A 25,508-nucleotide genomic window follows, 5' to 3' on the forward strand; every position below is an offset into this window, starting at 1 on the left:
TTAAGTCTTAGATTATGGAACCCAAAACCAACATTAATTTCAGAAAAGAAACTTTGACTAAGTTGCTGAATGAGATTATCATTCACGAAAAAGAAATCATCGATGCTTTGTATTTCGATTTCAAAAAACCAGCCTTCGAAACGGTGATTTCTGAAACAGGTTACGTAATTGCTGAATTAAAAGAAACCATAAAAAACCTTAGCAAATGGGCAAAACCCAAAAGAGTATTCCCTTCCCTGCTCAATTTCCCTTCCAAAGATTATATTTATAAAGAACCTTACGGCAAAGTTTTGATAATTTCACCTTGGAATTATCCCTTTCAATTGGCGCTTTGCCCAGTGATTTCAGCCTTTGCAGCGGGTAATCAAGTTGTGCTAAAACCTTCTGAACTGACGCCTAAAACCTCGGAAATAATCGAAAAAATAATGGCTAAAGTTTTCATCAAAAAAGATGTCAATGTCATCGAAGGCGGAATTGAAGTGGCGCAGGAATTGCTTTCGAAGCGTTGGGATTATATCTTTTTTACAGGCAGTGTCGCCGTGGGGAAAATTGTTGCCAAAGCCGCTGCTGAAAATCTTACGCCTGTAACCTTAGAATTGGGTGGTAAAAACCCCTGTATCATTGACGAAACGGCCAATTTGAAACTCGCAGCCAAAAGAATAGTTTGGGGTAAATTTATGAATGCCGGCCAAACGTGCATTGCCCCCGACTACATTTTGATTCAAAAGGATATGAAAAGTCATTTTGTCGATTATTTAAAAAAACAAATTACCAAAGCGTATGGCGAAGATCCGAGCAAATCACCTGATTATGCAAGAATTGTAAATCGCAAAAACTGGCAGCGATTGGTCGATAAGATTGAGCCCGAAAAAGTAATTTTTGGTGGTAAAAGCGATAGTGAAAATTGCTACATCTCCCCTACAATTATCGAGGAAACTTCATTGGACACGGAGATTATGAAAGACGAAATATTTGGCCCTATTCTACCCATTTTGACTTACTCAACCGAAGCTGAAATCGAAAACATCATTTCCAAATTCGAAAAACCATTGGCATTCTATATATTTACCGAAAACCGAATTTTCTCTAAACATATGATTCAAAAATATTCGTTTGGAGGCGGTTGTGTCAACGATACGATGGTCCATTTCTCGAATAAAAGATTACCATTTGGTGGTGTTGGACATAGCGGAATTGGCGCCTATCACGGAATTTTGAGTTTTGACACCTTTTCGCATAAAAAAAGTATTTTAAAAAAATCAAACTTTTTAGATTTACCGTTTCGATACGCACCCTATCAAGACAAATTAGGAACAATTAAAAAAATATTGCGCTGGCTTTAAATTGAGCTGGTATTAACGAAAACAAACTTTAATTTAAAACCAAAAAATGCAAAACACTAAACCAAAGAACGACCGACTGGAAGAAGTAAAACGCAACGGATACCAACTTGATTTCGCAACAGTTTTCGAAAGTGCTTTCGAAAATTATAAAAAAATAGCCCTCTACGCGGGCTTGATACTTTTAGTTTTTTCTATTTTATCTGCAATTGGTATGATGACCGCACTAGTTTCCTACATTGGAGTTGAAAATCTAGAGCATTTTGCCAATACATTAAAAGAATTTTCTCAATTGAAAGTGATGCCTTTAGAGGTAGCTTTACCACTCAATGCAGGATTAATTTTGTATTCTGCCCTCATAACGCCATTTATGTCAGGATTTTTAAAAATGGCTTATTGTGGCGAAAAAGGGGAAGAATTTCACGTATCGACTATGTTTTCGTATTATAAATCACCCTATTTTTTACCCATTGTGGTTTCAGTATTTATTATTTCTTTAGTGGGAACTGGGCTAGCAATGCTGCTTGAATATGCAGGCTTAAGTTTTGTTGGAACTGTAACAACGATGTTGGTTTCCTTTCTCACATTTTTGACTATTCCGCTGATTGTTTTTGGAAACCTAAATGTTTCCGAAGCCATTAAATCCAGTATTATTATTGTATCAAAACAACCACTGGTACTTTTAGGACTGCTGATTGTCGCTGGAATTGGGGCCCTATTGGGAATATTTGGCTTTTGTTTTGGGATCTTTTTTACTTGGCCATTTATGTATTCGATGACTTATGTAATCTACAAGACCATCTTTGGTATAGATGAAGTCATTGAAATAGAAGAAATAACAGAATCTGAAAATTAATTTTTAAAATAGTAATACTAACTAAATAAAGATAAATTATGAAATGGATAGGAAGACGTCAAAGTGACAATGTCGATGACAGAAGAGGAATGTCGGGTGGTGGAAAAGCCATTCTTGGTGGCGGTGTTTTGGGAATAGTGATCTTACTATTGAATGCTTTTGGTGGCGAAAACGGCCAAATGATTGGCAATATTCTGCAGCAAACCCAAGGACAAGCAGCACCAACTGAAGAAAGAGCCTTAACTCCCGAAGAATTGAAAGAACAGGAATTTATAAAAACCCTTTTGGCAGACAATGAAGACATTTGGACCAAAATATTCCAAGAAAACAACCTTGAATTTGAAGCTCCAAAACTCGTTTTATTTAGTGGTCAAGTGCAAACGGCTTGTGGTGGCGCGAGTTCCGCTTCAGGACCTTTTTATTGTCCCGGTGACAAAATTATTTATATGGATATGTCTTTCTTTGAAGAATTGAGAACAAAATTTGGTGCCGAAGGTGGCGATTTTGCCGTAGCTTATGTTTTGGCACACGAATTTGGACATCACATTCAAACTATTTTAGGCACTTCTTCAAAAATGCGTCAATTACAACAAGGAAAAAGTGAAGCTGAAGCCAATAAATTATCCGTCGCCCTAGAATTGCAAGCCGATTTCTATGCAGGACTTTGGACCCATTACAACGAAAATAAAAATGCAATGTTAGAACCCGGCGATATCGAAGAAGCCTTAAGCGCTGCCAATGCTGTAGGTGACGATGCCATCCAGAAAAAAATGCAGGGACAAGTCGTTCCCGATTCCTTCACCCACGGAACTTCTGAGCAAAGAATGTATTGGTTCAATCGCGGTTTCAAATCGGGTGATATTCGAAAAGGAGATACTTTTGCGGAGGTGGATTAGATAAATTAAACGGTTCACTCTGAATTCAGTTATACCAACAGAGGCTCAAACATTAGTATTACTCATTATAGAGATGAAAAAAATATTATTTACAATCATTCTGACAGCAATAATAATTAGCAGTTGTCGTAGAGAATCTCCAATTGAGGATATTATTTCAAAAAATCAATTCTATACATCTTCAATATCTTGGGATAATTCTAATATGAATACCTATGGTTCGGGGGAAATAAGGTGTTTTGGAAAGAAAAATACATTAAAAATATTTTGCAATTCATTTCTACGAGATCAAGACTCTTTAACTTGGGGAGAACCAGGAATAATATTAAAACAAGGAACTTGGAAAATAATAGATAATGTTATTGTGTGTGAATACAAAACTACATATAGAACGTTCAAAATAAATAAAGCTGAAAAAATTCAAAAAGACACTTTGAAAGTTAAAAAAGCTACTCTTTATAATAAAAATTTAAGATTAAAATCAAATGTGTTAATTAGTAATGAAATAGTTGCCTTTTTTAAATTAAACTGGTCAAAGATAAAATAATCTCATCGGCTAGCGCGATGCCTCTGGCTCGTTACAACAAACGAAAGTAAATAAATAAAACCCAGTCGCTCGAAAATAGATAAAGCATAAAGAGCATCTTGCTATATAAAAACATTTCCTTAACTTTGACATTATGGAAGCACTAAAAATTGAAATACTAAATCCGAAAGCTTTGCAACTTATCAAAGAAATGCAAGATTTGAATTATATCAAAGTCACTGACGCGCCTGTTTCCAAACTTCAGTCTTATCTAAAAAAGATGAGAAAAAATGCCAGTACTGCTCCAAGTTTAGAGGAAATTGCAAATATTGTTGCCGAAGTTCGAGCTGAAAGATATGGCACAAAATAAATCACTTAGACTGGTTATTGACACAAATCTTTGGATTAGCTTCATCATTTCAAAAAAACTCAACCTACTTGAAACTATACTTTTAACCGACAATACTAGAATCTTATTTTGCAGCGAACTGGTCGAAGAACTTCAAGCAACAATTACCAAACCCAAGCTTAAAAAATATTTTTCCGAGAATGCTTTAGAAGAAATGTTAGCCGTATTTGATCCTTATATCGATTTTATTACTGTGAAAAGTACCGTTTCAATTTGTCGAGACCCCAATGACAACTTCTTATTAGCTTTAGCTAAAGATGGAGAAGCAAATTATCTACTGACAGGTGATAATGACTTATTGGATATCGGAAAATACGAAAAAACAATAATTATAAAAATTTTTGATTTCATCGAGCAAAGTAAAACTCAATAATTTCCCGAAATGAATTACACTTTCCATAAAGCTGATTCCACAGATATTCCTGATATATGGGTTATTTTAGAAAACGCAATCCTTCGCAGAAATAATGATGGCAGCAACCAATGGCAAGACGGTTATCCCAACCCGGAAGTTGTCAAAAAGGATATCGATAATGAATATGGTTATGTTTTAAAAGAGGGAAAAACCATCATTGGATATTGCGCCATTGTAATCAATTACGAACCAGAATATGAAAAAATCGAAGGGAAATGGCTCACGAATTCAGATTTTGTTGTCATACATCGAATTGCTATTGCTGAAAATTATCTCGGTCAAGGATTATCCAAAACGATCATTGAATTTGTCGAGGATTTTGCAAAAACAAGAAATATCTACAGCATCAAAGTGGACACCAACCACGACAATTTCGCTATGCTGAAAATTTTCGAAAAGACAGGTTTTACTTTCTGTGGCATCGTTCATTTCAGAGGAAGCCCAAGAAGAGCCTATGAAAAAGTGCTTTTGTAAAAAAGAAGTTGGAAGTTGGAAGTTGGAAGATGGAAGTTGGGAGGTGGAAGTTAGAGGAAATGTATATTTTGATAATCACGGATTTCAACTAAATCCAACAATCAAAAAATTTACTGTACCTTTGCACCCAATTTAAGAAGCACTCCAAATAGATAGTGTTTACTTCAGAAACACCATTTATGTCATTCAATTCATTAGGATTATCGGATGCTTTACTAAAAGCCATCAGCAAAAAAGGATACACAACTCCCTCTCCAATACAACAAAAAGCAATTCCACCTATCTTGGAAGGCAAAGATGTTTTGGCTTCTGCACAAACTGGAACAGGTAAAACAGCGGGTTTCACTTTACCGATTTTACAAATTTTATCGCAAGGAAAACACTTGAGCCACAGCCCCATTCGCGCCTTGATATTAACTCCTACACGAGAACTAGCTGCTCAAATATTAGCCAATATAAAAGAATACAGTGAGTATGTAGATATGCGCAGCGCCGTGATTTTTGGTGGTGTAAATCAAAATCCTCAAGTTAGCCAATTGCGCCAAGGTGTCGATATTTTGGTAGCAACTCCAGGTCGATTAATCGATTTGCAAAATCAAGGTTTGGTATCGCTTTCCAAAGTTGAAATCCTAGTTTTAGACGAAGCCGACCGAATGCTAGATATGGGATTTTTACGAGATATCGAACGCATCCTGAAAGTATTGCCATCCAAAAGACAAAACTTGATGTTCTCGGCCACTTTTTCCAAAGACATCAAGAAATTGGCAATGGGTATTTTACACCATCCCGTTCAGGTCGAAGCCACTCCCGAAAACACAACCGTTGACGCCATTATCCAAAAAGTATATCCTTGTGCCAAAGAGAAAAAAACCGAACTAATCATCAAACTGATTACGGAAGGCAACTGGAAACAGATTTTGGTTTTTACGCGAACCAAACAAGGCGCCAACAAACTAACCGAAGCGATGATTGGTGCCGGCATCAAAGCCGCTGCGATTCACGGAAACAAAGGGCAAGGTGCAAGAACCAAGGCCTTAGCCAGTTTCAAAAACGGAAGCCTAACCGCTTTAGTCGCCACAGATATTGCCGCTCGAGGTTTGGATATTCCATTATTGCCTCACGTGGTTAATTTTGAATTGCCCAATATTCCCGAAGATTACGTACACCGAATTGGTCGTACTGGTCGTGCTGGAGCCAGTGGAGAAGCCATTTCGTTGTTTAGTCCAGACGAAACTATTTTTCTACGTGATATCGAAAAATTGGTGGGTTTGAAATTGCCAAAAGAAAACATCAGAGGTTTTGAGCCAGATCCCAATGCTTCAACCGAACCCATAAAACAAGGGCAAGGAAGAGTGCAACGCAATTCAACTCCTCGCCAACCCAAAACAGATACTACAAATCGAAGCAGCAATAACAGCTTTGGCCCAAGACGTCCGCGTCAAAATAATGATAGACGGTCTAATAGATAGTTCCACGCTCCGCAAAGTCTCCGACTTTGAGGATGTGATAAAAGGTCTCCGACCTTTCTTACCAATTATAAATAGTACTAATCGATTGTGGATTCAAAACATCTATTACCGGATTATCGACTTTTGTGATTTCTATTATTCCAGAATCTTCGACATAATTTGAAGCACTGGAATACATATAATGAGAAGCTTTAGCAACAATTCCTGCTCGAACAGGATTCAAATGAATATAATCTAATTTCGACCAAAAGAACTTTTCTGAAAAAATTTCTTCAGGATGATTTCCATATTGCCAAAACTGATATTTTTCATTTCGGCTATGACTTTTACAAGCAAATTCAAAACGTTTCAGCATCCAATCGGCTCTACTTTCTGGTTCTGTTTCTATTTTATTCAAAATGGTCTTTGCGGTAAACTTCTTGAAATCCCGAATCAAATCGGATAATTTACTGTTTTCTGACTGAATGATTAAATGAATGTGATTGGACATAATTACAAATCCATACAAAATCATTCCTTTGTTTTTTACACAAAAATCCAGACTTTCGATGACGCAATCTTTGTATGTTTTTCTAGAAAAAACATCAACCCAGTCCACAACCGTTGCGGTTATAAAATGCGCTTTGGATTGATCTCGAATTATAAATCCTTCTTTTTCTTTCATTTTTGTCTTTTTTTAAGGTCAGTCTGAGACTGAAAATCACTACCTCAAAGTCGGAGACTTTTCGGAGCACAACTAGTTTTGTTGATATGTTCTTTTTATGGAACACTTCACATAACTGGGTACTCAACGTATTTGTTTTAAGTTATTCTTAATCTATTTTTCCATAATATTGATCAAGATCTTTAAAAAGGTCTATCTTAATATTCCCAAATGAATATAATTTAGTAAAAGAAGAGCCAAACCCTCCTTCCGAAAAGTTATCTGAAATTAATAAAATTCTTGTGCCTCCAAACGACTAATCTAATTTATACTTTCCTTTGCCATAATATCCGCTCGTATAAGTATTGTTATCAAACAGCACTAGTGTATCAGCACTGTCAGGCACTTCTGCGATAGGGTAATCTTTATCATAGTTTATATTAACGTAAACTCCAGTTATCATACTTTTAAAAAAAAAGTGATTGTAGAAAAACGAAATAACAAAGAAAAGAACCAAACCTATTATTATTTTTTTTATTTTACATTTTTTATTAATCTGTCATTAATTTATAGGTGCCCTGCTCCGCAAAGTCTCCGACTTTGAGGATGCATTCGTCAGTCTGTGACTGACATAAAAATTCGTATTAGAGCGGTTAAAAACCGAAAATCACTACCTCAAAGTCGCAGACTTTGCGGAGCAAATAAACTGAAACTACCCCAACCAACCATCACGATCCAAACTTCGATACTGAATCGCTTCAGCAATGTGGGAGGAAATAACATTTGGAGCAGCTTCTAAATCGGCGATGGTTCTAGCAACTTTCAGTATTCTATCATAAGCACGAGCAGAAAGATTCAAGCGTTCCATTGCAGTTTTTAATAATTGTTTCGAAACATCATCAAGAACGCAATATTCCCGAATGTGTTTGGTATTCATTTGGGCATTGTAATGAATGTTTTCCATTTGTACAAAACGTTCCGATTGAATTTCTCTTGCAGCAGTTACTCGTTTTCGAATATCGACACTGCTTTCGGCTTTTTGTTCTTCGGAGAGTTTTTCGAAAGGAACGGGCGTTACTTCAATATGAATGTCGATTCTATCCAATAAAGGACCAGAAATCTTACTCAAATAGCGTTGCATTTCGTGTGGCGAAGAAGTTTGTGGCGAATCAGGATCATTAAAAAAACCACTTGGGCTTGGATTCATACTCGCTACTAACATAAAAGACGAAGGATAGGTCACCGTAAACTTGGCTCTCGAAATGGTCACCTCTCGATCTTCCAAAGGTTGACGCATCACTTCTAGAACCTCTCGTTTGAATTCTGGCAATTCGTCTAGAAACAAAACCCCATTGTGTGCCATCGAAATTTCACCCGGTTGCGGATAACTTCCGCCACCAACGAGCGCTACGTTCGAGATGGTATGGTGAGGACTTCTAAAAGGGCGTTGATTCATTAAACCCACTTCTTTCAATTTTCCGGCAACACTATGAATTTTTGTAGTTTCTAATGCTTCTCGCAAAGTCATTGGCGGTAAAATGCTTGGTAAACGTTTGGCAAGCATTGTTTTTCCTGCTCCTGGTGGACCAATCAATATGATGTTATGACCGCCAGCTGCGGCAATTTCCATACACCTTTTTATAGACTCCTGCCCTTTCACATCGCTAAAATCGAATTCTGGAAAGTCTAAAGTTTTATAAAATTCGGCTCTAGTGTCAATTATTGTGGGTTCTAAAGTTCCTTTTCCTTCAAAAAAATCTATCACTTGCTGAATATTCTCGACACCATAAACATCTAAACCTGTAACAATGGCAGCTTCTTTTACATTTTGGATGGGAAGAAAAAAACCTTTGAAACCTTCTTCTTTGGCTTTAATAGCAATCGGCAAAGCCCCACGAATGGGTTGCAAACTGCCGTCCAACGAAAGTTCGCCCATAATGACATATTTGTCAATGTCATCGCCTTTAATTTGCCCTGAAGCTATAAGAATTCCAATGGCGAGAGTCAAATCATAAGCCGAACCTTCTTTTCGTAAATCGGCTGGTGCCATATTGATGGTAATCTTCTTGCCTGGAAGCTCATAACTATTATTCTTAAGAGCAGCAGCAATTCGATAACTACTTTCTTTAATCGCATTGTCGGGCAATCCCACTAAATGATAACCAATTCCTTTATCTATATTGACTTCTACAGTAATGGTGGTGGCTTCGACCCCAAAAACGGCACTTCCAAAAACTTTGACTAGCATAATTGTAAAATTAAAAATCTAAATTTAATCTAAATTTCCTTTCAAAATAAAAAATCTTTTAAGAATAAAACAATTTAGCCTTTAACTCCTTTACCTAGGATATTCCAAACCGATTTGATTTCGAACCTGATCCACTATTTTAATAAGATCCAAACTGTTTTGGTGTGACCAAAGAGAACTCTCTATTCTGTTTTCTTTAATACACTGATGACATTCTTCAATTTCATAAGTAAAACCTTTGCCTTTGGTAGGCAATAAAATTTCTTCTTCTTGATCCCCGACATTTAAAGTATAGGATTGAGCTTCATGCCAAAGCGTATTCAAATTAATTCTCCCTTTGGTACCATTTATAGTAGCTTCAATATTGGATGTCGACACAAAACTCGAATGCAAAATAGCTTGTGCATTTTCGTATTGCAAAATCATCGAAGTTTGCAAATCGGCACCTGTTTGATGAAAATTAGATTTAGCCAAAATTTCAATAGGAATTCCCAAAACCATATAACACAGAAACAAGGGATAAACGCCAATATCCAATAGAGAACCTCCACCAAGATTCATATCGGTTTTTCTGTTGCCAATGCCATCAAGGTTGTCAGCATAAAAAGCAAAATCAGCATTGATGTATTTCACTTCGCCTATTTCACCCTTTTTAATTATTGAAAAAGCTTCCCGAAAAGAAGGATTAAATCGGGTCCAAAAAGCTTCCATAAAAAATTTAGTATTGACCTTCGAGGCAGTAATCATTTGAAAAGCATCGCCATAATTCAAGGCAATTGGTTTTTCGCAAAGTATGTGCTTATTATTTTGCAAGGCTTGTATCGTCAAGTCCGCGTGGGAAGAATGTGGTGTGGCAATATATAAAATATCAATTTCAGGGTCGTTGATTATGGCGTCATATGTAGAATACGCTTTTTTGCATTGGTATCTTTTGGCAAATTCTTTTGATTTCTCAGCATCTCTTGATGCTACAGCGAAAAGTTCGGCAGCTTCAATTAACATTAAATCGTTGGCAAATTTATGAGCAATATTGCCCAAACCGATGATCCCCCATTTTATTTTATCTTTCATTTTATTTAATTTAAACAACAGAGCTTATTTACTTTTTTACCGCTACAACTCAAAATTAGCAATTCCTTTCAAATATACATTTTCTGTTAATTTATAAGTGCAAAGCAAATTGAAAAAAAGATAAAAATAACCGCTAAAATAGCGCAATTTTTACTAATTCGTAAAAATTTGCCCCAAATGAAAATTACTTCGAGTATATGTTTGTATTCCCATAAATATTAATTTACTTTGTTATAAATTTAACAATTAGCTAACAATAAGTCATAAAAATGAAATTAATTATCCGAACCTACAACCTTAAATTAAAACATCCATTTACCATTTCTCGTGAAACGCATACCATACAACCGTCGTTAATAGTCGAATTACAGAGCGAAGGCTATTCCGGCTTTGGCGAAGCCACCTCCAATCCCTATTATAAAATTACAGTGGATTCGATGAAGGCCAATTTAGAAAAAATCATTCCATTCATCGAAAGTGTTACCAATGAAACTCCTGAAGAATTTTGGCAAAAAGCGCATCAATTTTTGCAGCACGATATGTTCGCGCTTTGTGCTTTAGATTTGGCGTACAATGATTGGTATGCCAGAAAACAAGCCAAAAAACTATACGAATTATGGGGTTATTCAACCGATAAAAACCCAATGACCGATTATACAATTGGAATAGACAGCATCGAGAAAATGGTGTCGAAGATGAAAGAATTGCCCTGGCCAATCTATAAAATCAAGTTGGGAACCAAAGAAGATATCGCCATTGTTACCGAACTAAGGAAGCACACCAACGCTATTTTTAGAATTGATGCCAATTGCGGTTGGACGGTCGATGAAGCACTACATAATGCAATTGAATTGAAAAAATTAGGCGTTGAATTCTTAGAACAGCCACTGAAAGCGGACAATTGGGAAGGTCACAAACAATTATTCGAAAATTCAGTTTTACCTATTATCGCTGATGAAAGTTGTATTGTGGAAGAAGATGTGGCCAAATGTCATAACCATTTTCACGGTGTCAATGTCAAATTAGTAAAATGCGGCGGACTGACTCCAGCCAGAAGAATGATTTCGCAAGCCAAAAAACTGGGAATGAAAACGATGGTGGGTTGTATGACCGAATCTACCGTAGGAATTTCAGCCATTGCCCATTTATTACCCGAATTAGACTTTGTCGATATGGATGGCGGATTATTATTGGCCGAAGACATTGCCACGGGAATTACGCTAAACGATGGGGTAATTCAATACTCGGACTTGCACGGCACAGGAGTAACTTTAATCTCCTAAATAATGGTTGTAGATGCATTTCCAGACCGAAAAATACTAGTAAACGGGGTTGAATATCTCTATTTTGGTGGAACCAATTATTTGGGAATGACTACCAATGCTGAGTTTCAAACTATTTTATTCGAAAGCATCCAAAAATGGGGAACCGGATATGGAAGTTCACGCAATTCAAATATTAAACTGTCTATTTATGAAACTGCCGAAAAATTATTAGCAAAAAATTTAAATTCCGAGGCCGCGTTGGCAGTTTCGTCGGGAATGTTGGCGGGAAAATTAGTGGTGGAATATCTATCGAAAACCACCGACGCCCTCTTTCATTTTCCCGATGCACATCCGGCATTAATGCATCCGTCGAGTTTGCCTCTACTGGTTAACGGCGAATTGAACGCTCAACTATTCGATAAAAGCTTTTCAAAAATCACTATTTTAACAGATGCGGTACCTTCACAATATGTCGAACCCATCGATTTGGATATTTTGCTTAACGTTCCGAAAGAAATTCAAATTGAATTAGTCATAGACGAATCAAATAGTTTTGGAATCCTTGAAAACCATTGGCAAAACGCTTTAAAGAAAGAAAATATCAATATCATCAAAGTGGCATCTTTAGGAAAAGCCATTGGGATTTCAGGTGGTGTGATAGCCGGAAACCAATCATTTGTTAGCGAAATTCGGAACCAAGATTGTTTTATTGGCGCGGCAGGAATGAATCCCGCCTTTTTGGAAACCTATGTGAAGGCGCAAGCCATTTATCATTCGCAAAAGCAAAAATTAGAACAAAACCTGAACTATATTAAGAATTATTTTTGGAATAACGAAGCCTTTACGTTTCATCCCTCCTATCCGATAATTTATTTTGATGACGCCCTGCTATCAAAAAAATTATTTTCGAATAAAATCATTACGACTTCTTTCAAATACACCAATGAGTCCGGAATACTCAGTCGCATTGTGATAACTTCCAATCATACAATCGAAGATTTGACTCAACTTATGGCTATTTTATAGTATTTTAATTTAAATCTATCGTTAACAAATCATAAATTAAAATTAAATTTTATCTTTTACCCTTAATTTTTTAGGGGTTAAAATACATATTTGATAAAAATGATATTCAAAGTTATATTTTTTATGGGGGGTATTACAAGATTTAATACTTTTATCGAAAATTATAACTAAAAAAACTAAAATTATGCGAAAGATTATTTTAAGTGTGATTCTCATCACAATTCTGGTACTATCCGTTTTTTCAATTTATTTATTCCCTGAATCTACAGCGCTGGGTGCTCACGTAGTCGAGCTAAAATTAGACACTGGCGATACCGCTTGGATGTTGTGCGCTACCGGTCTGGTTTTGTTAATGACACCAGGTTTAGGATTCTTCTACGGTGGAATGGTAGGTAAAAAAAATGTAATTAGTACCGTTCTTCAAAGTTTTATAGCAATGGTCATCGTTACTGTTCTATGGGTTGTTGTTGGATTCGGATTGTGTTTTGGCCCAACTGTAGGCAATATTATTGGAGATCCCACATCAAATATGTTTTTTAACGGAGTAAACTCCACCACAGCTTGGGAATTAGCCCCAACTATTCCTTTTATTCTCTTTGCTTTATTTCAAGCAAAATTCGCCATCATTACACCTGCATTAATTACAGGAGCCTTTGCAGAACGTGTTCGTTTCTGGGCCTATATGTTGTTTATGGTTTTGTTCATTATTTTCATTTATTCACCATTATGTCATATGACTTGGCATCCTGATGGTTTATTCTTCGGATGGGGAGTATTGGATTTCGCTGGAGGAACAGTAGTACACATGAGTGCTGGTTGGGCTGCTCTTGCAGGAGCGATGTTCTTAGGAAAAAGAAAAGTTCAAAAAACAAATCCTGCTCGTATTACTTATGTATTATTAGGCACAGGTTTATTATGGTTCGGCTGGTTTGGTTTCAATGCAGGTTCTGCTGTTGGTTCAAACGGCCTAGCTGCTCAAGCGTTAGGAACAACAACTGTGGCCGCTGCTGCTGCTGCAATGGGTTGGGTATTCTTGGATAAAATTTTAGGACACAAATTATCCGCTATGGGAGCTTGTATCGGAGCTGTTGTAGGTTTGGTTGCTGTAACTCCTGCTGCAGGTTTTGTAACAATCCCTTCTGCTTTAGCGATTGGTCTTATTGCCAGTATCGTGAGCAACCTTGTAGTGAGTAAATTCCCTAAAGGAAAAATTGATGATGCTTTGGATGTATTCGCTTGTCACGGTGTTGGCGGTATGGTGGGTATGCTTTTGACTGGTGTTTTTGCCTCAAAATCAGTAAACGCAATTGTAGGTGACAACCAAGGTTTAATCTACGGTGATGCCACTTTGTTTTTAATTCAATTGAAAGCATTAGTTATCGTATCTATATTCGCTTTCTGTGCTTCTTATGCTTTATTCTTCATTGTAAACAAAATTACTCCATTACGAGTTTCTGAAGAAAAAGAAGAATTAGGATTAGACATTTCTCAACACGGAGAATACCTATAATAAAACCATTTAATTAATTTTTGAAACACGCTAGGAATTCGTTTTTAGCGTGTTTTTTTTATATAATAAATTGCTGTGATAGTGCCAAATCATACTAATATAGCCAGCATTAAAAATTGTAGAACATCCGACTGGTAATCGCTTTAAATAGTGACTATTCCCTTTAGAATTTTAGCCTTCAATTCGTTTACAGCGGTATATCTTCAAAGGAATCTTAAAAGAAAAAGCCGCATATTCAAACTAGAATTGCGGCTTTCTTATTATAAATTTTGGTAACTATCTATTCGCGAGATACTCCAAAACATTTTTTTCGATTCGTTCGTTGATATTAGAAATATCAGCTTTTACAAATTTTTCTCCTAAGATGTTTTCGTATAATTCGATATATCTTTCCGAAACGGTTTCGATATATTCGTCCGTCATATTCGGGATTTGTTGCCCTTCCTGTCCTTGAAAACCATTTTCGATCAACCAACGACGTACAAATTCTTTCGACAATTGTTTTTGCTCTTCAGCTCGATCTTGTCTTTCTTGATAGCCCTCTGAATAGAAATAACGAGAAGAATCCGGCGTGTGAATTTCATCAATCAGCACAATAACACCGTCTTTGGTTTTGCCAAATTCATATTTGGTATCTACCAAAATCAATCCGCGACTGGCTGCAATTTCGGTTCCTCTTTGAAATAAAGCGCGCGTATATTTTTCTAAAACCAAATAATCTTCTTCTGTAACAATCCCTTTCGATAATATATCCTCACGTGAAATATCCTCATCGTGCGAACCATTATCGGCTTTGGTAGTAGGTGTGATGATAGGCTCTGGAAATTTGTCGTTTTCCTTCAATCCTTCGGCCATAGTTACACCACAAATTTGTCTTCTTCCTGCAGCGTATTCCCGAGCAGCGTGACCTGAAACATAGCCCCGAATCACCATTTCCACCTTAAAAGGCTCACACAAATGACCAACAGCCACGTTTGGATCTGGAGTAGCAATTAACCAATTGGGAACAATATCTTGAGTCATTTCCATAAATTGCGTAGCAATTTGATTCAGGATTTGACCTTTATAGGGAATCCCCTTTGGTAAAACCACATCAAAAGCCGAAAGCCTATCGGTAGCCACCATCACCAAAAGTTCATCATTGATATTGTAAACTTCTCTTACTTTACCTCTATATACTGACTTTTGGTTGGGAAAATTGAAATGCGTTGTAGTGATTGTGTTCATTGTTGTTGGGTTGTTTTAAGAATGCAAATTTAGAATTAAATAATACAGAACGCAAGGAAAAAAGCCTGGTTCTATTTACAATTCAAAAGCCCTTTTCCAGATGATTTGATAGTCCCTTTCAATGCAGTCAAAGAAGTTTCTTTTAGCAATTGCACTTTTTGAATGGGAAAAATAAAAATTTCACGACTACCTGAATTGGATTCTATAGCAACAACTGCATTATCGAGATCATCTTGCTCGATCAAAAAACCCGGTTGCCGATACTCTTCGAATTGGACCAAAACTGGCACATCCGTTTCTATTTTTGGCTTTTTAATAAGTTGGCTTTTAGCGGTTTCTTTATGCTTTTCATATCCTGGAATGATCTCTTTCAGTTTTTCATCTATTCCATCGCTTAACCTTTTTAAAAATGTAAGTCGAACCAGATACCCACAGATATAAACAAACACCAACAAAATCAATGCCCCAACAAAATTTGCAGCATTAGGACCCAGGATTCCGTCCAAACCAAATATTTTGGAAATATCCTTACCAAATTTGGCGAAAATACCAAACACTTTTTGAATTAAAACCAATACAATCAAAACAGGCATTAAGAATAAAATACCTGAAATACAATTTTGTTTGATTTTTTGAAAATAGATATTCATAGATTTACTTTTTAAAAATTAATTCTCAAAAACAGGCTATACTATTCGCTAAATATGTTGCCACCCCATCTTCCTCGTTAGACGAAATCACTTCTAAATGTGGCAGTTTGTTTTTCAAACTTTCGACAGCATTTTGCATAATCAAAGCTTTACCCGCCGAAAGTAGCATTTTTTCATCATTAAACCCATCGCCAAAAGCTATAGATTGCTCGAAACTGTGATTTTCTATTTCTAGAATTTTAGCAATCGCCACACTCTTATCGACCGATTTATCCATAAATTCCAAACAAAATGGTAGACTAAAGGCGAAATGAAAATCATCGGAATGGTCTTGCATTATCCGGTCTTTTAGTTCAACCAACTTGTGATGATGGTCGTGAGTGAAAAATAATTTTATCGCACTCAAGTCAGTAACTTCATCAAAATTAACAATTTCATTCGGATAATTCATTTCTTCCTGAAAGCTATTCAATTTTTCGTTTACTTTATTAGACAACCAAACATTTTCTTGAAATAGTACGGTGGTAAACTCTGGGCTAATTTCTAAATCCAAAATCGATTTTATGGCCTCACTTTTTATATCAAACGAATAAATCAATTCTTTTTTAGGGGAATGAATCCGGCCTCCATTCGAAGTCACCAAATAAAACGGGCAACCTAAATTTTTCAATAGCGGCATCGCATCCAAATGATGTCGACCTGTAGCAACAATTATTAAGTAGTTTTCCTTGGAAAGTTTGCGGAAAACGGTCTTGGTATAGTCGGAAACTTGGTGATTGTTATTGAGTAATGTCCCGTCTAAATCAGTTATTATTACTTTAAATTTATCTTTCATACTCGTTTTTAAATCACCGTTTTAAGAATGACAAATTTAAGGTTTTAGAGTTGAAAGCACAAATAATCAGGAGTCAAACTAGCAGTTGTTAAGCAAGTTTATTATTAAATTAACATTCCAAAAGGATAATAAAACAAATCAGATTCATCAAATTCATAAATTTAAATTGCCTCCAGCTTCAACTAGAGAAATATGGAATTAATTCAGAAATGACTTTAGCCAAAAACAGTATTCTGTTTGGCTAAAGCCATTAAAAAACCAAACCAATTTTATCCCTCCAGCTAAAGCTGGAGGCAATTGATACTTTGAAAACAGAATTTGCGGAATGTAAAAAATCGACATTGTTATAATTGTGAAAAAAATCTAATCACAATTTTTAATAATTTCAAAAAATTTATAATTGCTAATAAAAGAAATATCAACAAAGCAACAATAGATAAAAGTACTTTCCATAAAGGATATATAGTCGTATGCCATCCCGGTATTAGAGAACTGTAAAAATCTATATTATAAAATATCGAAATCAATACAATAAAAAAGACAGCAAAAAATATATAACCTTTATATTTCATACTCCTAATCGTGATTCTCAATTTGCTTATACGCATCAATCACTTTTTTGACCAAGCGATGGCGCACGATATCTTTGTCGTCGAGATAAATGATTCCGATTCCGTCTACATCTTTCAAAACCAAAATGGCTTCTTTCAAGCCCGAAATAGTTCGTCTTGGTAAATCGACTTGACCTGGATCGCCCGTAATCATAAACTTGGCGTTTTTTCCCATCCGCGTCAGGAACATTTTCATTTGCGAATGCGTAGTATTTTGAGCTTCATCTAGAATTACGAAGGCATTGTCTAAGGTTCGTCCACGCATAAATGCCAAAGGTGCAATTTGGATAATTCCTTTAGCAATATGGTCTTCCAGCTTTTCGTTGGGCAACATATCGCGCAAGGCGTCGTATAAGGGTTGCATATACGGATCGAGTTTTTCCTTCATATCACCCGGCAGAAAACCAAGATTCTCGCCAGCTTCGACAGCGGGACGCGTTAAAATAATTCGTTTGACTTGTTTTTCTTTCAACGCTTTGACGGCCATAGCAACACCGGTATAGGTTTTCCCAGTTCCAGCGGGACCCACGGCAAAAACCATATCGTTTTTAGCCATCGTGTCGACTAACAATTGCTGATTGGGTGTCATCGCTTTGATGATTTTTCCACCCACACCGTGTACCAAAATTTTGTCGTGTCCAAACGCTTTGGCGTCATCCTGAATGGTACTTTCTAAAACGCGTTCAATGACATTATCATCAATGTTGTTGTAGCGAGTAAAATGAAGCATCAAGCGGTTGAAGCGGTTTTCAAACTCATCTAAGACTTCTTTTTCGCCAAAAGCCTTCAGGGTGGTTCCTCGAGCGACAATTTTCAGTTTGGGATAATACTTTTTAATCATTTCAAGATGAGTGTCTTGAGCGCCCCAAAAATCTTTTGGAGCGATGTCTATGAGCTCGATGATTCTTTCGTTCAAAAGCGGTAGTTTTAGTTTATAAATAAGGTTATTATTAGTAGCTTTGCATTTCTCAAATTTAATGAGTTTTAGCTTGCATTCGCATTTTATTTATAAACAATTTTATGTCAATAATTACCCTTACCACCGATTACGGCTTGAAAGACCACTTTGTAGGTGCTTTGAAAGGTAAGATTTTATCCGAGTATTCCGAGGCGACAATTATTGATATTTCACACTACATCGACGCATTCAACACAGTAGAAGCGAGTTACATAATTGGAGCGGCATATTCGAGTTTTCCAAAAGGTACTGTTCATCTTATTGGTGTGGATATGGAATTCAACAAAGAAAACCAACATATTGTGATGCAATGGAACGATCATTACTTCATTGCCGCCGATAATGGTATTTTGAGTATGCTTTCGCAAAAAATTGTTCCTCAAAAAATAGTGACCATCAACATTCACGATCGCTTCCCTACTGATGCGACCGACTTGGATGTTTTCGTCAAAGTGGCGTGTCACATTGCCAAAGGCGGTTTGCTGAACGTGATTGGAAAAGAAACAAAAACCATCAAACAAGTCACCGAATTACAAGCGGTCACTGCTACTGACGGCAGTTCGATAAAAGGATATGTGATTTATATTGACCATTTTGGCAATGTCGTGACCAATATTTCCAAAAAACAATTCCTGGAAGTGGCCAAAGGAAGACCGTATGAAATTCAGTTTAAGAATAAAGTGGTCAAAACCATTCTGCCCAATTATTCTGCGATTGCGAGTTCTGAAAAATATCCGCTCAAGAATTATGAAGGCGAAAGACTAGCTATTTTCAATGAAGCCGGTTATTTAGAAATTGCTATTTTCAAGAGTAATCCAACCAAATTTGGCTCAGCCAATAGCTTGTTGGGGTTGAATTATAGGGATGTTATTAATATAGTGTTCAGTTAGAAAAATTGATTTTAGATTGAAGATTAACGATTTCTGATTTCAGATGTAAAGCAACATAAAATGAAAACAATTATAAAAATAAGTTTTAAAAATTTAAAACAGAATTATCTTGAAGTGCAACAATTACTTGAAGAAAAATCTGGAGAAAAAAATATTTGTATTAAATCAAAAATAGCAAATGATTTAAGTCTAGTGGGTGATGATAATTATTATTTATTAGATAGTTTTATTACAAAATATAATTTAGATTTTTCTAATTTCAATTATGCTGAGCATTTTGAAAGCGAAGGAGAATTGACTATGAGCATATGGTCAATACTATCAGTTTTTTTTATTCCATTATTTATCCTTAAAGGAATTTTATCTTATGTCATTTACTTATATTCAAAAAAATATTCAGACAAAATCGATAGTTTCAATTTCTTTTTAAGAGAATACAAATCAGACAGAATTGATTTAACAATGGGAGATTTAATTACATCAAAAATTAAAGGAAAGTTTTTGTTGAGAGAAAATGTCAAATTTGTTTTTGACTAAATATTAAATCCGAAATCAAAAATCATTAATCCTCAATCCTAAATCAAAATGTTCATACGAATAGTAAAAATGTCCTTCGCCGAAGAAAACATTCCAGCATTTCTGGAAAACTTCGAAATTATAAAAGAGAAAATACGAAACGCGCCCGGAAACCGTTTATTGGAACTGTATCAGGACAAAAACAATTCATGTATTTTCTTTACCTACAGTTATTGGGAAACCGAAGAAGACTTGGAAAATTACAGACAATCAGAGCTTTTTAATGAAGTGTGGGCATTTACAAAAAAGTTATTCAATGACAAACCTGAGGCTTGGAGCGTGGATAAAATAAGCCAAGCCCTCCCAACCCTCCCGAAGGGAGGGCTTTGCAACAAGGAATGAGCAGCAAAACATATTGAATTTTTAAAATATAAATAAATTGAACCCAATTTCCACTATCGGTTCCCTTCCCTTCGGGGAGGGTTAGGGTGGGGCTTTTAAATGAAATCAATAGTAGTAAGAGAAATAAAATCCTTTTTTGGTTCGCCAATTGGGTATTTGGTGATTGCCGTTTTCCTGATTGGGAATGGATTATTCCTTTGGGTTTTCGAAGGAGAATATAATATTTTGAACAGCGGTTTTGCCGATTTGAGTCCGTTTTTTAGCTTGGCGCCTTGGATTCTGATTTTCCTGATTCCTGCCGTGACGATGCGCAGTTTTTCGGATGAGAAAAAACAGGGAACCTTGGAATTATTGCTGACCAAACCCTTAAGCATTTGGCAAATTGTGAACGGAAAATTCCTCGGTTCGATGTTGCTAATTGTCATGGCGATTATTCCAACTTTTATTTATGTTTGGGTGATTTCTGGTTTGGATTCGCCCGAAGGGAATATCGATATGGGCAGCACGATGGGTTCTTATTTTGGACTGTTATTCCTAATTTCAGCCTATTCCGCGATTGGAATCTTCACTTCTACCCTATCCGAAAATCAAATTGTGGCGTTTATCGTAGCGGTGTTTTTGTGTTTCTTCTTTTATTTTGGTTTCGAAAGTGTGGCAACGATTGTTCCCGGTTTTCAAGGGCTCATTTCCAGTATCGGAATGCAGGATCATTTCAAAAGTATGAGTCGTGGCGTGATAGACACTCGCGATGTGGTGTATTTTGTGAGCATCACTTTCTTGTTTCTTTCCTTTACCGTTTATAACCTAAAATCCATTAAATCGTAATGACCACTCCCATTAAAAACAATATCAAATCCCTGTTGATTGTCGTTGCCGTTCTTTTGGTTCTGAACGTAGTTAGCAACTATTTTTTCCACCGTTTTGATTTAACCAAAGACAAAAGATACACCCTTTCGGCCACTTCTTTGAATATCATCAAACAAGTGCAAAATCCGTTGTACGTAAAAATCTATTTGCAAGGTGATTTACCTGCTGAATTCAAGCGTTTGCAAAGCGAAACCCGCGATTTATTCGAAGAATTTCAGGCGTATAACAAGAATATAGTTTTCGAATTCGTCGATCCTTTGGAAAACGAAGACGAAAGTATGGACAACATCAAAGAGTTGTATCTAAAAGGGCTTACGCCAATCAACATCACCGTTGACGACAAAGGAAAACAATCGCAGGAAATGGTTTTTCCTTGGGCGATTGCCGTTTACAACAACAAGGAAGTCAATATCCCTTTGTTGAAAAATAGGATGGGCGCTTCGACTACCCAAAAAGTGGTGGGTTCGGTGCAACATTTGGAATATTCTATTGCCGATGCCATCAACAAAATCAGCAAAGAAAGACAAAAGAAAGTAGCTGTAATCAAAGGCAATGGCGAATTGCAAGATGTGCAAATTGCCAAATTCCTGATGCAGGTTCGAGAAAGTTACCACATTGGTCCATTTACTTTAGATTCGGTGGCCAAAAATCCAACAGGAAGTCTGGACGCTTTGCAAAAATACGACTTGGCCATTATTGCCAAACCAACCGAAACCTTCAGCGATGCCGAGAAACAAGTCTTAGACCAATTCATCGTCAATGGTGGAAAAACCTTGTGGTTGGTCGATCAAGTCAATATTGAAATGGACAGTTTGTATAATGAATATGGGGCTACTTTGGCCTTTCCAAGAGATTTGAATTTGAACGATATGTTTTTCAAATACGGGTTCCGAATCAATCCTGATTTGGTCAAAGACGAGCAAGGAAGTCCTATCAAATTAGCAACTGGTGAACAAGGAAGTGCTACACAATATCAGGAATTCAATTGGAAATTTGCGCCGCAAGTGTATGCAACAAGTACCCATCCTATTGTAAAAAACTTGGGGGGCATCAAGTTCGATTTTGCCAGTGGAATCGACACCTTGAAGAACGGAATCAAGAAAACCGTATTGTTGCAATCGTCAAAATATTCGAAACGAATTGGCGCTCCTGTGGAAATCAATTTAAAAATAGTCGAAGAAGAAACCTCGCCGAATCATTATCTGAATACAGGAAATATTCCACTTTCGGTTTTGCTCGAAGGTTCCTTTCATTCGATGTACGAAAATCGGGTGCTGCCTTTTGACCAAAAATCGTTTCAGCCTCTCGGCAAAGCCAATAAAATGATTGTGATTTCGGATGGCGATTTGGTTCGAAATCAATTGGATAAAAACTTCCAACCGGTAGAATTGGGCTACGATCAACGCTCCGGAAATTTGTATGACAACAAAGATTTCCTGATGAATTGTGTCAATTATCTATTGGATGACAGCGGACTTATTAACATTCGAAGCAAAGACCTCGATTTGCCATTATTGGATAAAGAGAAAGTTTACGAAAGTTATACCAGGACACAAATCCTAACTATCGGACTACCACTGCTTATTTTGGGGATTTTTGGCGTGGTTTTTACGCTTTGGAGAAAGAAAAAGTACGCTAATTAATGTTAATAAAAAAAGTTTTATTCTTACGATAGTTTACGATATATTTGTATCCCTATCGTATAGCATAAATCGATAAAATAATATACCCATAAAATAACAGAGATGAAATTTATAGTATCGAGTTCGTACTTATTAAAACAATTACAGGTTTTAGGAAATGTAATCAACAGTAGCAATACATTGCCTATTTTGGACAACTTTCTTTTTGAATTGGACCACAACACTTTGACCGTTTCGGCTTCCGATTTAGAGACCACGATGTCGGCCACTTTAGACATCGATTCCACCAGCAAAGGGAGCGTTGCCGTTCCTGCCAAATTGCTTTTGGAAATCCTAAAAACTTTTCCTGAACAACCTTTGACTTTCACTGTTGAAGAAAATAGTACGATCGAAATCAGTTCCAATTCTGGGAAATATGCCTTGGCCTATGCTCCGGGAGAAGAGTTCCCAAAATCAGTAAACCTAGAGGAACCTTCAGTAACTTTAGTACCTGCCGATGTGTTGGCTACCGCCATCAGCAAAACCATATTTGCTGCAGGAAACGATGATTTACGCCCTGTAATGTCGGGTGTTTTCTTCCAGTTTTCTCCGCAAGGATTGATATTCGTAGCTACGGACGCTCATAAATTGGTAAAATACGCTCGTACTGATGTGGTAGCTTCCGAAGTGGCCGATTTCATTATGCCAAAGAAACCTTTGACTATTCTTAAAAATATTTTAGGCGCTTCTGATGCTGAAGTAAAAATAGAATACAACGATTCGAATGCGACTTTCTCTTTCGATAATTATATTTTATTGTGTCGTTTGATTGACGGAAAATATCCAAACTATGAAGCGGTGATTCCAAAAGAAAATCCAAATAAATTGATGATTGATAGAACACAGTTTTTGAATTCTGTTCGTCGTGTTGCGATTTTCTCGAACAAAACTACCCACCAAATCCGTTTGAAAATTGCGGGTGCCGAATTGAATATTTCTGCCGAAGATATTGATTACTCCAACAAAGCCGAAGAGCGTTTGACTTGTGATTATCAAGGGGACGATATGCAAATCGGGTACAACTCTCGTTTCTTGACCGAAATGCTAACCAACTTACAATCGGATATGATTATGCTGGAAATGTCATTGCCTAACAGAGCGGGAATCCTAACTCCAATTGATGGCTTAGAAGATGGCGAAACAGTGACGATGCTCGTTATGCCTGTAATGCTGAATAATTAATTGCAGGTTGAAGATTGAAGATTGCAGGTTGAAGATTGAAGATTGAAGATTGCAGGTCGAAGGTTGCAGATTAAAGATTGAAGATTGAAGATTGCAGGTTGAAGATTGCAGATTGAAGATTGCAGGTTGAAGATTGCAGATTGCAGATTTTAATCTTGATCGTTTTCGAGCTATTTTTATAGATAACTAACCAAACCATTTTATATTTGAAAAGCCCCAATTTCAGTGAAATTGGGGCTTTTTTTTATTCGTGCATAGCCAAAACAGGAATATGCAGTTTATTCGAAAATTTCTGAGTCAAACTGGGTCGGAACAATTCCACGAAAAAGTTTCTTTTGTAGGTGAGCATTGCCAAGACGTCGATGCCTTTGAATAAAATAAAGTCGGCAATGGTATCTTGCACATCATCACTAGGAATTACAGAAAACTGAATCGGTTCGCCCACAAATTCTTCTTCCCATTGTTTAATAGTCGATGGTGAGACATCAGACTTTTCAGTGCGAACGTATAAGCAGTTTATTTTGGCGTGTGTTTTTTTGGCAATTTTCAATACCTCTTTGAGTGCTTTTTTGTCTTTATCTCGATACCGAGTGGTGAATCCAATGGTTTCAATTTTGGTGAATTTTGATTCTGATGGTACACTCAAAACGGGCACATCCACTGCCGCCAAAACATTGCCGGTATTGGTTCCCAAGAAGAAAGCTTCCCAACCAGTGGCGCCAGAGGTTCCCATTACAATAAAATCAATTTTATCTTCTTTGATTGCTTTTTTAATATTGAAAAGCAAACTTCCATCCATCAAACGGTGGGTCATCTTGATATGATCGAGATGCCGCGCTTCGGCAATAGCGTGAAGTTTTGGAATTTCGTCTTTAAACATATCAAATTCAGTCAATTGCAGCGAATCAAAAACCAAATTATAATTTACCGGCACAAACTGATTGTCGTAAATGGGCAGTTCAAACGTATGCAATAAAATGAGTTCGCCATTCACCATTTTTGCAAACTCCAAAGCGTGCACAAAGGCATTAGTAGCTGCTTCGGAAAAATCGGTGGGAAACAAAATCTTTTTCATTTTTTTATGAATTTAAAGTGATTTTATACCTTAAAGATAAACATAAAAAATAAATTAACAATACTAATTATGAGATGTTTATGATTATTTTAATTGGTTAATTGTTTGGGGTTTGTGGTTTATGGTTTGTGGTTTGTGGTTTATGGTTTGTAGTTTGTGGTTTATGGTTAAGCGGTTAATCGTTATTTGGTTAATCGGTTAACTGGTTAACTGGTTAATCGGTTAAGGGTTTAAATCCCCACTATTTAATGCAATTATTAATTTATAGAAATAGTAAAATTGAAACGCACTTCGTCTTCGCTCAGTGCAGGCTAGTATCATAGAAAAAAAGAGTTGGATAGCCCAATTACTGCGCCTGTTCGTCCCAATAATAATCGGTACTCGGCTCTTGGGTTCACATAGCTATGATTTACTATAGTCAAGCGAAGCGTCTAAATAAAATCAATAAAAAATTGGTGCTTTTGA

At 36.5% G+C, this 25,508-nt stretch carries 26 protein-coding genes; 18 read left to right on the forward strand and 8 right to left on the reverse strand.

Translation table 11 applies throughout. From position 1 onward, the window contains the following. Positions 1-14: 14 nt before the first annotated feature. From E1750_RS02705 to E1750_RS02740, 9 genes are all read left to right on the forward strand, one after another. Entirely contained in the window at positions 15-1,343 is a 1,329-nt protein-coding gene (locus E1750_RS02705; RefSeq protein ID WP_133275287.1) for an aldehyde dehydrogenase, read from the forward strand. 46 nt (positions 1,344-1,389) lie between these two features. After that, positions 1,390-2,196 carry a hypothetical protein gene (locus E1750_RS02710; protein ID WP_133275288.1) on the forward strand — a complete coding sequence of 269 codons (807 nt, stop codon included), beginning with the start codon at positions 1,390-1,392 and terminating at the stop codon, positions 2,194-2,196. Between the two features lie 38 nt (positions 2,197-2,234). Continuing rightward, positions 2,235-3,092, forward strand: coding sequence for a KPN_02809 family neutral zinc metallopeptidase (gene ypfJ, locus E1750_RS02715; RefSeq protein ID WP_133275289.1), 858 nt, complete (start codon positions 2,235-2,237; stop codon positions 3,090-3,092). A 73-nt stretch (positions 3,093-3,165) separates the two neighbouring features. Further along, positions 3,166-3,639: a hypothetical protein gene (locus E1750_RS02720; RefSeq protein WP_133275290.1), complete on the forward strand. Its 474-nt coding sequence runs from the start codon at positions 3,166-3,168 to the stop codon at positions 3,637-3,639. A 133-nt stretch (positions 3,640-3,772) separates the two neighbouring features. Beyond that, positions 3,773-3,988: a hypothetical protein gene (locus E1750_RS02725; protein ID WP_133275291.1), complete on the forward strand. Its 216-nt coding sequence runs from the start codon at positions 3,773-3,775 to the stop codon at positions 3,986-3,988. Next, positions 3,975-4,400, forward strand: a complete 426-nt coding sequence (locus E1750_RS02730) for a putative toxin-antitoxin system toxin component, PIN family (RefSeq protein ID WP_133275292.1) — start codon at positions 3,975-3,977, stop codon at positions 4,398-4,400. Before E1750_RS02725 ends, E1750_RS02730 begins: the two co-directional genes overlap by 14 nt. A gap of 9 nt (positions 4,401-4,409) precedes the next feature. Further along, a complete protein-coding gene (locus tag E1750_RS02735; protein WP_133275293.1) occupies positions 4,410-4,916 on the forward strand; it encodes a GNAT family N-acetyltransferase in 507 nt (168 codons plus the stop codon). Continuing rightward, entirely contained in the window at positions 4,897-5,052 is a 156-nt protein-coding gene (locus tag E1750_RS17700; protein ID WP_165697983.1) for a hypothetical protein, read from the forward strand. The genes E1750_RS02735 and E1750_RS17700 overlap by 20 nt, the downstream gene beginning before the upstream one ends. Before the next feature lie 43 nt (positions 5,053-5,095). Continuing rightward, entirely contained in the window at positions 5,096-6,385 is a 1,290-nt protein-coding gene (locus E1750_RS02740; RefSeq protein ID WP_133275294.1) for a DEAD/DEAH box helicase, read from the forward strand. Between the two features lie 58 nt (positions 6,386-6,443). Here the strand turns inward: E1750_RS02740 and E1750_RS02745 are convergent, their stop codons facing one another. From E1750_RS02745 to E1750_RS02755, 3 genes are all read right to left on the reverse strand, one after another. Continuing rightward, entirely contained in the window at positions 6,444-7,049 is a 606-nt protein-coding gene (locus tag E1750_RS02745) for an REP-associated tyrosine transposase (RefSeq protein WP_133275295.1), read from the reverse strand. Between the two features lie 691 nt (positions 7,050-7,740). Then, a complete protein-coding gene (locus E1750_RS02750; protein ID WP_133275296.1) occupies positions 7,741-9,276 on the reverse strand; it encodes a YifB family Mg chelatase-like AAA ATPase in 1,536 nt (511 codons plus the stop codon). A 90-nt stretch (positions 9,277-9,366) separates the two neighbouring features. Continuing rightward, entirely contained in the window at positions 9,367-10,347 is a 981-nt protein-coding gene (locus E1750_RS02755) for a Gfo/Idh/MocA family protein (protein WP_133275297.1), read from the reverse strand. 269 nt (positions 10,348-10,616) lie between these two features. On the opposite strand from E1750_RS02755, the gene E1750_RS02760 reads away from it, so the two are divergent. The 3 genes from E1750_RS02760 to E1750_RS02770 all read left to right on the forward strand — a co-directional run bounded on the left by E1750_RS02760 (position 10,617) and on the right by E1750_RS02770 (position 14,148). Continuing rightward, positions 10,617-11,630, forward strand: coding sequence for a dipeptide epimerase (locus E1750_RS02760; RefSeq protein WP_133275298.1), 1,014 nt, complete (start codon positions 10,617-10,619; stop codon positions 11,628-11,630). A 3-nt stretch (positions 11,631-11,633) separates the two neighbouring features. Then, a complete protein-coding gene (locus E1750_RS02765; protein ID WP_133275299.1) occupies positions 11,634-12,638 on the forward strand; it encodes an aminotransferase class I/II-fold pyridoxal phosphate-dependent enzyme in 1,005 nt (334 codons plus the stop codon). A gap of 184 nt (positions 12,639-12,822) precedes the next feature. Beyond that, complete coding sequence (locus E1750_RS02770) at positions 12,823-14,148, forward strand: ammonium transporter (RefSeq protein ID WP_133275300.1); 1,326 nt, start codon at positions 12,823-12,825, stop codon at positions 14,146-14,148. Between the two features lie 276 nt (positions 14,149-14,424). Here the strand turns inward: E1750_RS02770 and E1750_RS02775 are convergent, their stop codons facing one another. From E1750_RS02775 to E1750_RS02790, 4 genes are all read right to left on the reverse strand, one after another. Further along, entirely contained in the window at positions 14,425-15,375 is a 951-nt protein-coding gene (locus E1750_RS02775; protein ID WP_133275301.1) for a phosphoribosylaminoimidazolesuccinocarboxamide synthase, read from the reverse strand. A 71-nt stretch (positions 15,376-15,446) separates the two neighbouring features. Further along, positions 15,447-16,025, reverse strand: a complete 579-nt coding sequence (locus E1750_RS02780) for a hypothetical protein (RefSeq protein WP_133275302.1) — start codon at positions 16,023-16,025, stop codon at positions 15,447-15,449. Positions 16,026-16,050: 25 nt separating this feature from the next. Continuing rightward, positions 16,051-16,860, reverse strand: coding sequence for a Cof-type HAD-IIB family hydrolase (locus tag E1750_RS02785; protein ID WP_133275303.1), 810 nt, complete (start codon positions 16,858-16,860; stop codon positions 16,051-16,053). Between the two features lie 576 nt (positions 16,861-17,436). Beyond that, on the reverse strand, positions 17,437-18,387 hold the full coding sequence (locus E1750_RS02790; RefSeq protein WP_133275304.1) for a PhoH family protein: 951 nt from the start codon (positions 18,385-18,387) through the stop codon (positions 17,437-17,439). Between the two features lie 104 nt (positions 18,388-18,491). On the opposite strand from E1750_RS02790, the gene E1750_RS02795 reads away from it, so the two are divergent. The 6 genes from E1750_RS02795 to dnaN all read left to right on the forward strand — a co-directional run bounded on the left by E1750_RS02795 (position 18,492) and on the right by dnaN (position 23,968). Then, positions 18,492-19,319: an SAM hydrolase/SAM-dependent halogenase family protein gene (locus E1750_RS02795; protein ID WP_133275305.1), complete on the forward strand. Its 828-nt coding sequence runs from the start codon at positions 18,492-18,494 to the stop codon at positions 19,317-19,319. Between the two features lie 60 nt (positions 19,320-19,379). Then, a complete protein-coding gene (locus E1750_RS02800) occupies positions 19,380-19,856 on the forward strand; it encodes a DUF1493 family protein (protein WP_133275306.1) in 477 nt (158 codons plus the stop codon). Between the two features lie 48 nt (positions 19,857-19,904). Further along, positions 19,905-20,237, forward strand: coding sequence for a putative quinol monooxygenase (locus E1750_RS02805; RefSeq protein ID WP_133275307.1), 333 nt, complete (start codon positions 19,905-19,907; stop codon positions 20,235-20,237). Positions 20,238-20,336: 99 nt separating this feature from the next. Further along, entirely contained in the window at positions 20,337-21,062 is a 726-nt protein-coding gene (gene gldF, locus E1750_RS02810; protein WP_133275308.1) for a gliding motility-associated ABC transporter permease subunit GldF, read from the forward strand. Next, positions 21,062-22,747 (forward strand): gliding motility-associated ABC transporter substrate-binding protein GldG, encoded by a 1,686-nt coding sequence (gldG, locus tag E1750_RS02815; protein ID WP_133275309.1) that lies wholly within the window; start codon positions 21,062-21,064, stop codon positions 22,745-22,747. Before gldF ends, gldG begins: the two co-directional genes overlap by 1 nt. 102 nt (positions 22,748-22,849) lie before the next feature. After that, positions 22,850-23,968, forward strand: a complete 1,119-nt coding sequence (gene dnaN, locus E1750_RS02820) for a DNA polymerase III subunit beta (protein ID WP_133275310.1) — start codon at positions 22,850-22,852, stop codon at positions 23,966-23,968. A gap of 244 nt (positions 23,969-24,212) precedes the next feature. Here the strand turns inward: dnaN and E1750_RS02830 are convergent, their stop codons facing one another. Next, on the reverse strand, positions 24,213-25,043 hold the full coding sequence (locus E1750_RS02830; RefSeq protein ID WP_133275311.1) for a universal stress protein: 831 nt from the start codon (positions 25,041-25,043) through the stop codon (positions 24,213-24,215). Positions 25,044-25,508 lie beyond the last annotated feature (465 nt).

It is taken from the genome of Flavobacterium nackdongense (assembly GCF_004355225.1).
GTDB lineage: Bacteria > Bacteroidota > Bacteroidia > Flavobacteriales > Flavobacteriaceae > Flavobacterium > Flavobacterium nackdongense.